Genomic DNA, 6,920 nt, shown 5'->3' with positions numbered 1-6,920 from the left:
TTCAGTCGGCGTAGAGGCGACCGGCGGTGCGCTCAGGGTCTGAGGCGCATTACCGGATGCAGCTGAATTATCAGCAGACTGTCCGTTTGTGCCAGAGGTACCGGAATCCATGCCTGTCTGTCCGCTCGGGGAAGAGGCGCCAGCATCAGCACCAGCCTGTCCATTCACGGCAGGGCTACCTGAATCCGTACCAGAAGGCGACGCGGCGTTTTGACCACTCATCGAAGAAGAGCCGGTAAGGTCAATATTTTTATCACTACTGCCAGAGGTGGCCGGAGCCTGAGCGGCTTTTTTATCGCCGCTGTCCGACGAGTTCAGCGTTGAACCGATGCCAAGCACGATCAGCAACAGCACCAGGATGCCTATCCCCATCATCAGCTGCTGGCGGGAAACCGGCACCTTGGGGGCAGAGGACGTTTTTCGCGCTCGCTGTGGACGGCGATCGCTGGTATCAGGCTTTAACTCATCTTCCGGTTTAAAATCGTCCATTACACCTCCTCCGGTAAAGCAGCTTTGCCGCTTTACGTGTACGCCAGTAGTTAACTAACGGCTCAGGCCGGTTTCTGACAGTCGTTAATCGCTGCCAGCACCGTATCATGCGCAACGCCGCCGCGCACGTGTGCCTGTCCTAAAGCCAGCGGCAGCACCAGACGCAGCTCGCCCGCCAGCACCTTTTTATCACGCAGCATATGCGGCAGATAATCCTCTGCCGTCATACTTGCCGGGCCGTGTACCGGCAGGCCGGCACGCTGCAGCAGACTGATAATCCTGTCGGTATCGGCAGCAGAAAACTCACCCAGCCGTTCTGCAGTCCGCGCAGCCATTACCATCCCTGCCGCCACGGCCTCGCCATGCAGCCAGTTGCCGTAGCCCATATGCGCTTCGATGGCGTGTCCGTAAGTGTGGCCAAGATTCAGCAACGCGCGCTGACCCATTTCCCGCTCATCGGCAGCGACGACTTCGGCTTTCAGCTCGCAGCAGCGACGAATACAGTAGGCCAACGCCTTGCCGTCCAGCGCCAGCAGCGCGTCCAGGTTAGCTTCCAGCCAGCAAAAAAACTCACCATCAAGGATGATGCCGTATTTGATCACTTCCGCAAGACCTGATGCCAGCTCGCGAGCGGGCAGGCTGCTCAGGCAGTCGATGTCGATAACAACCGAAGCCGGCTGATAAAACGCGCCGATCATGTTCTTGCCAAGGGGATGATTAACAGCCGTTTTGCCGCCAACGGAAGAATCCACCTGCGACAGCAGCGTGGTAGGAACCTGAATAAACCGTACGCCGCGCTGGTAGCTTGCCGCAGCAAAACCAGTAAGATCGCCAATCACGCCGCCGCCCAGGGCAATCAGCGTGGTATCGCGCCCATGCGGTTTTTCCAATAGCGCGGTAAAGACCCGATCCATCACTTCCAGCGTTTTGTACTGCTCGCCGTCGGGCAGGATCACCTGGTCCACTTCTACGCCAGCGCTTTCGAGCCGCTGACGAACGGGTTGAAGATAGAGCGGCGCCAGCGTGTCGTTAGTCACCAGCATTGCCCGCTCGCCCGCCTTAAGCGGCCAAAAAGAAGCCGGATCGTTAAACAGTCCGGCAGCGATGGTAATGGGGTAACTGCGTTCCCCCAGAGTGACGGTAATCTTCTCCATGAACCACTCCTTTTCGGCCCGCAGGCGGATCAGAGCCGCTAGCTCTTTTCCAGCATATTAATAATTTGATTTGCGACGACTTTAGCGCTTTGGTCATCGGTACGAATGGTGACGTCAGCAATCTCTTCATACAGCGGATTGCGTTCGTCCGCCAACGCTTCCAGCACTTCGCGCGGTGGAGAATCCACCTGGAGCAAAGGTCGCTTTTTATCGCGTTGCGTGCGAGCCAGCTGTTTTTCGATCGTGGTCTCCAGATAGACCACCACGCCACGAGCGGAAAGACGGTTGCGTGTTTCGCGAGACTTAACGGAGCCGCCACCGGTCGCCAGGACAATGCCCTGCTTCTCAGTGAGTTCGTTAATGATCTTTTCTTCGCGATCGCGGAAGCCTTCTTCGCCTTCGACGTCGAACACCCAGCCCACATCCGCTCCGGTACGTCGCTCAATTTCTTGATCGGAATCGAAAAATTCCATATTGAGTTGCTGAGCTAACTGACGCCCAATAGTGCTTTTGCCGGCACCCATAGGCCCAACCAGAAAGATATTGCGTTTCTCTGCCATTTTTTCGGTATTACTAAGACAATTCGTTAATGATACCCCGTCCTACAGCGGACAGGACATGAACTGAAACCTCATGAGCGATAGTGCGAGAGTCAGAGGAAAATTATCTCAACACTGAAGGTGTTTTGGCAACCGATTAAATTGACCTTGCCCATTGCGCCCAAAGTTGGCGCGTTCAGTCCGCTTCATTTATCACCCCGATGTCACAGCATCGGTTACGCCGGTTGCGCACGATAAAAAACGGGTAAATGCTTTTTCTTAAAGCCAAACCGAGGCCTGTAATTCAAAAATCGCTAAACCTTGTAAGCTAATTCCGCTCTTGCGTCAAACGCATATGGCTGCAATCCGCTAAAAAAGCACTCGCTCGCTCAGTTTGTTACAAAAAAGCTTTACTCGTCACGAATCAGTCTTGGGGTGATGAAGATCACCAGCTCCCGCTTTTTTTGGCTGGTAGAGGCATGGCGAAAAAGCGCGCCCAACAGCGGCACAGAGCCAAGAAGCGGCACCTGGCTCTGCCCTTTTGCACGCTGCTGCTGGAAAATCCCCCCCAGCGCCAGCGTCTCGCCATCTTTCAGGGTAACCTGAGTCTGGATCTCCTGCTTATCGATAGCGATATATTCTCCTTCTCCGCTACGTATCATGCTGCCGGGCAAATTTTGGCTGATATGCAGCTTTAACAGGATACGGCCATTCGGCTGCACATAAGGCGTAACGTCCATGCCTAATACGGCCTCTCGGAACTCCACGCTGGTTTTACCGTTGCTGCCGCTGGAGACCTCATAGGGAATTTCAGTTCCCTGTTTGATGCTGGCGGGCTGCTGATGCGAGGTAAACAGGCGGGGACTGGCGATAATCTCCAGCTTGTTTTCCTGTTCCAGCGCGCTCAGTTCCAGATCCAGCATCCTGCCATTCAGACGCGCCAGGGTGAAGCCAGCAGCCAGCGCGGGGCTGGCCACCGGCAGATCGACCCGCAACTGGCTGACTCGCAGCGCGTGGGCAATCTGCTCTTCCCCGCCCAGCCCCCAACGTACTCCCAGCTCGCTCAGGCTTTCTTCGCTGAGCGTCACAATATGCGCAGCAAGTTCGACCTGCTCCAGCGGCGTGTCCACCGCCATGACCCAGCGCTGTACCTCGTCCAGCGCGACCCGGGTATCTCGCAGGATCAGGCTGTTAGTGCGTTTATCAACCGTCACGCTGCCGCGAGCGCTCAGCAGTTTGCCCTGTGCAGCCTGCAGGCTGCCGTAAACTTTTTCCGCATCCGCATAGCGCAGCGGCAATGCCCGCGTATCAAGCGGCAGCGCATTTTCTGCTTTTTCCCGCTCAAGCGTCTGCTGCCGCTGTTTTTCTTCCTGCCAGCTCGGCGGGAAAACCAGCAGTACATTGCCCTCTTGATTCACGCTCAGCTTTGCCAGACGGGACACCAGCGACAGCGCCTGCTGCCAGCTGACCTCTTTTAAGCGAATGGAAAGCCGTCCCTCAACGCCGGGCGCGACCAGCAAATTCAGCTGCTGATAGTCAGCCAGCGCCTGGAGGATTTGCCCGACGGGTGCGTCATCGAACGCCAGGGAAAGCGGGGCCGGGTTGCCCCGCAGCGGTGCTGCCAGCCATAGCGGCAGCAGGAGAAGAATTTTCCACAGGCGAATGGGTGTCATAGAGGCTTCCTTGCAGGTTAATTTTTAAAGGCGGTCTGCACGATCCTGCAGACGCTAACGTAATGCCCAGCGCAGTGACGCCCGACAGCCGCCAGTCATGATTTGGCCAGCTTTGCGCGCGCCATAATTTGCCGCCACCGCTGCCGATGACCAGCCAGGCGCGGTAGTCCTCGGGCTGGCCTATGATGCCGCGCAGCTGCGGCGGCGGCGCAGATAGCAGAGGCTCGCAAAGCACATTTTCAGGCGGCGAAAAAGGATCGCGGGAGGCCGACGCGCTGGAAGCCAGCAGCAGTATGAATACCAGCAGGGCCAGACGCTTGAGCCTGTGCGTTAAAAAGACGTTAGTGTGCATACTGCACCACCAGTTTTAACCGTAGCTGTTGCTCTGCCCGTTTCAGGCTGAACTGCAACAGCCTGACGGACGGTTGCCGCTCGCTCAGATAGTGAAACACGGACTGCAGTTGCGGCCAGCCAAGCAGCAGGGTGACTTCGCCTCCCTGGGGGGTTGGCTGCCAGGCCTGTAAATGGTTGCCTGCCGCTTCGCTCAGCTGTAGCAATGAGAACGGCCGGAGTGTATCAGGCTGTAACGCCTGTCGGAGGCTGGCGATATCCGCTTCGATGTTGTGCAGCGAGCTTCGCTGTTGCAAATCGCGCAGCAGCAGCCGATAGCGCGTCTTCTTCTGTTGCAGCTGCTGCGCCTGCTGGCCGATCTGCTGCTGAAGGGGCTGCAACCAGGCATGGCGGATCGTCAGCGCACCGGCAGCAAGACAAAAAACCAGCAGCAGCAGCCGGAGCCAGAACGGTAAACCCAGCCAGCGATGCAGCAGCGCGTTATTCATGCTCTTGTTCCGGCAGGCTGGCCTCAAGGGTGAAATGGATAATGCCCTTCCCGTCGCGGCTGATCCTGCTGGTCTTGACCTGTTGAAACAGGTGAAATCGCTGTAGCTGCTGCCGGAACGCCTCGGCTTCCGTCAGCTGTAGACAAAATCCTGTGACGATCAGGCTCTGCGCTGTTGTACTGATTTCGCTTAGCCAGAGCGCCATCGGCAGCGTATCGGCCAGGTCACGTGTAAAGTCGTGCCACGTGCGCAGACGCGCCTGCCTTGCTTCACTGACGGCCAGCGTGCGCCGAAGCGCATCGCGCTGCGATTCCAGACGAGCCAGATGAGCACCGAGTCGGTTGAGCTGCCCGTTAGTCTCTTGCAGCCAATGCAGCTCGACCTGCTGCCGCTTGCTGAGTGCCTGCTGCTTCAGCAATGGCGTCGCCGCCGCGAGAAACAGGGCAAGCAGTCCCACCAGTAACAGCGCATCGCGCCGCAGCTGTTGACGCTGGCGCTGTCGACGCCAGGGAAGAAAATTGACCCAGATCATCAGGCATCCTCCGGCCGCAGCGCCAGGCCGGCAGCCAGCGCGAAGGCGCCGCTGTAAGCGGGTAACGGTAGCGCCTTAAAAGCGAAAGCCGCCAGCGGATCCAGCCACAGCGCATCGTCAGGCAGCGCTTCCGGAAAGGCCGAGCTATAGTAAAATGGGCCGGCATCAGCGAGGTATTTTTCACGCAGCATTGTCAGGTGAGTCGCGTCATGAGCCGGGCACCAGCCCCACTGCGGCTGTAGCCCTGTGCCAAACCAGAGCCAGTGGTCGGGTAAACGGTGTACCAGTACGGCTTCACGGTTAAGCTGCAGGCTTTGCGCCAGCGCGAACAATGCGGCCGGGGCCAGCTCCAGCACCTGAGGGTGAAGCCCTGCCGCATTCAGGCCCGACAACCAGACATGAACCGCATCCTGACGGGCGGCGGTCAACCACAGCTGCTCGCCATCGGTGGCGGATTGCCGGTAATCAAGCGCAAGTTTTTCAGGTTCTATCGGAAAAAATCGTTTCGCCGCGGCGGTGATATAGCGGCTACGCTCTGGCTCACGCAGTGAGGTTTGCGGCAGCGGCAGTGCGTGCTGTAACGCCAGCCGGGCAGGAAAGCCGACGCGCAGTGAGATCTGTCGGGGCAGCCGTTTTCGCCACTGCTGCAACAGGGGGATAAGCGGGGTGGGCCGTTGCACCAGCCCGTTGGTTAACGTATCGTGCGGCAGCGCATGTTGCCACCAGTGGCGCAGCTGCCAGCCGTTACGGCGGTATTGAATACCCAGGGCACAAAGCTGCCCGTTTTGAATATCCAGGCCGACTTGCCATGTCTGAAATGCCATTTCGCGCGGTCTCCCTGCTCGGTAGAAAAATGAGGTATCCAGGCCTCTGGCTTGCCTTTATACTACCGCGCGATTGTTTATAAACTGTCCAGGCGACTTAAGATGGAAAATATCAGGTGAAGTTCGTAAAGTATTTTTTGATCCTTGCAGTGTGTTGCATTTTGCTGGGAGCTGGCTCGATTTATGGTCTGTATCAGTACATACAGCCGCAGCTGCCCGACGTTGCCACGCTGAAAGATGTCCGGCTGCAAACACCTATGCAGGTTTACAGTGCGGATAACGAGCTGATTGCTCAATATGGCGAAAAGCGCCGCATCCCGTTAAAGCTTGAGCAGATCCCCCCCGAAATGGTTAAAGCCTTTATCGCGACCGAAGATAGCCGCTTTTATGAGCATCACGGTATCGACCCTATCGGCATTTTCCGTGCGGCGAGTATTGCGCTGGTTTCCGGCCACGCTTCGCAGGGCGCAAGTACCATCACGCAACAGCTGGCCCGTAATTTCTTTCTCAGCCCTGAGCGCACGCTAATGCGTAAGATCAAGGAGGCCTTTCTCGCCATTCGCATTGAGCAAATGATGAGCAAAGACGAGATCCTTGAGCTTTATCTGAATAAGATCTATTTAGGTTACCGCGCCTATGGCGTAGGGGCTGCCGCGCAGGTTTATTTTGGTAAAAATGTCGATCAGCTTTCTCTGAGCGAAATGGCGATGATCGCTGGTTTGCCAAAAGCACCCTCAACCTTTAACCCGCTCTATTCTCATACCCGTGCGCTGTCTCGCCGCAACGTCGTGCTCAGCCGTATGCTGGATCAGAACTACATTACGCAGTCGCAGTACGAAGAAGCCCGCTATTCGCCGCTGGAAGCGCATT

Annotated in this window: 8 protein-coding genes and 1 pseudogene; 1 reads left to right on the top strand and 8 read right to left on the bottom strand. The window is 57.2% G+C overall.

The features are described from left to right. From RTK32_RS16585 to pilM, 8 genes and pseudogenes are all read right to left on the bottom strand, one after another. Positions 1-489: pseudogene (locus RTK32_RS16585) on the bottom strand (SPOR domain-containing protein); the annotation flags it as partial. A 62-nt stretch (positions 490-551) separates the two neighbouring features. Next, on the bottom strand, positions 552-1,643 hold the full coding sequence (aroB, locus tag RTK32_RS16580) for a 3-dehydroquinate synthase (RefSeq protein WP_312045899.1): 1,092 nt from the start codon (positions 1,641-1,643) through the stop codon (positions 552-554). Positions 1,644-1,681: 38 nt separating this feature from the next. Beyond that, complete coding sequence (aroK, locus tag RTK32_RS16575) at positions 1,682-2,203, bottom strand: shikimate kinase AroK (RefSeq protein ID WP_034934892.1); 522 nt, start codon at positions 2,201-2,203, stop codon at positions 1,682-1,684. A 389-nt stretch (positions 2,204-2,592) separates the two neighbouring features. Beyond that, positions 2,593-3,855 carry a DNA uptake porin HofQ gene (hofQ, locus tag RTK32_RS16570; RefSeq protein ID WP_312045896.1) on the bottom strand — a complete coding sequence of 421 codons (1,263 nt, stop codon included), beginning with the start codon at positions 3,853-3,855 and terminating at the stop codon, positions 2,593-2,595. After that, positions 3,755-4,207: a hypothetical protein gene (locus RTK32_RS16565; RefSeq protein WP_312045894.1), complete on the bottom strand. Its 453-nt coding sequence runs from the start codon at positions 4,205-4,207 to the stop codon at positions 3,755-3,757. Before RTK32_RS16565 ends, hofQ begins: the two co-directional genes overlap by 101 nt. Further along, entirely contained in the window at positions 4,197-4,694 is a 498-nt protein-coding gene (locus tag RTK32_RS16560) for a hypothetical protein (protein WP_312045892.1), read from the bottom strand. The genes RTK32_RS16565 and RTK32_RS16560 overlap by 11 nt, the downstream gene beginning before the upstream one ends. Beyond that, positions 4,687-5,226 carry a PilN domain-containing protein gene (locus RTK32_RS16555; protein ID WP_312045891.1) on the bottom strand — a complete coding sequence of 180 codons (540 nt, stop codon included), beginning with the start codon at positions 5,224-5,226 and terminating at the stop codon, positions 4,687-4,689. Before RTK32_RS16555 ends, RTK32_RS16560 begins: the two co-directional genes overlap by 8 nt. Further along, entirely contained in the window at positions 5,226-6,050 is an 825-nt protein-coding gene (pilM, locus tag RTK32_RS16550; protein WP_312045889.1) for a pilus assembly protein PilM, read from the bottom strand. Before pilM ends, RTK32_RS16555 begins: the two co-directional genes overlap by 1 nt. A 116-nt stretch (positions 6,051-6,166) precedes the next feature. Here pilM and RTK32_RS16545 point away from each other — a divergent pair. Continuing rightward, positions 6,167-6,920, top strand: a 754-nt coding sequence (locus tag RTK32_RS16545; protein ID WP_312045887.1) for a transglycosylase domain-containing protein, incomplete at its 3' end; no start/stop codon positions are given.

Origin of the sequence: Erwinia sp., from assembly GCF_031978025.1 — a bacterium.
Taxonomy (GTDB): domain Bacteria; phylum Pseudomonadota; class Gammaproteobacteria; order Enterobacterales; family Enterobacteriaceae; genus Erwinia.
Note: the sequence above shows the minus strand (reverse complement) of the source record. Positions and strands in the feature narration are given on the sequence as shown.

Excerpts from the sequence above, each read along its gene's own strand:
- RTK32_RS16565 (WP_312045894.1), bottom strand. The coding sequence starts at position 4,207 with ATGCACACTAACGTCTTTTTAACGCACAGGCTCAAGCGTCTGGCCCTG.
- hofQ (WP_312045896.1), bottom strand. The coding sequence starts at position 3,855 with ATGACACCCATTCGCCTGTGGAAAATTCTTCTCCTGCTGCCGCTATGG.
- pilM (WP_312045889.1), bottom strand. The coding sequence starts at position 6,050 with ATGGCATTTCAGACATGGCAAGTCGGCCTGGATATTCAAAACGGGCAG.
- RTK32_RS16560 (WP_312045892.1), bottom strand. The coding sequence starts at position 4,694 with ATGAATAACGCGCTGCTGCATCGCTGGCTGGGTTTACCGTTCTGGCTC.
- RTK32_RS16555 (WP_312045891.1), bottom strand. The coding sequence starts at position 5,226 with ATGATCTGGGTCAATTTTCTTCCCTGGCGTCGACAGCGCCAGCGTCAA.
- aroB (WP_312045899.1), bottom strand. The coding sequence starts at position 1,643 with ATGGAGAAGATTACCGTCACTCTGGGGGAACGCAGTTACCCCATTACC.
- aroK (WP_034934892.1), bottom strand. The coding sequence starts at position 2,203 with ATGGCAGAGAAACGCAATATCTTTCTGGTTGGGCCTATGGGTGCCGGC.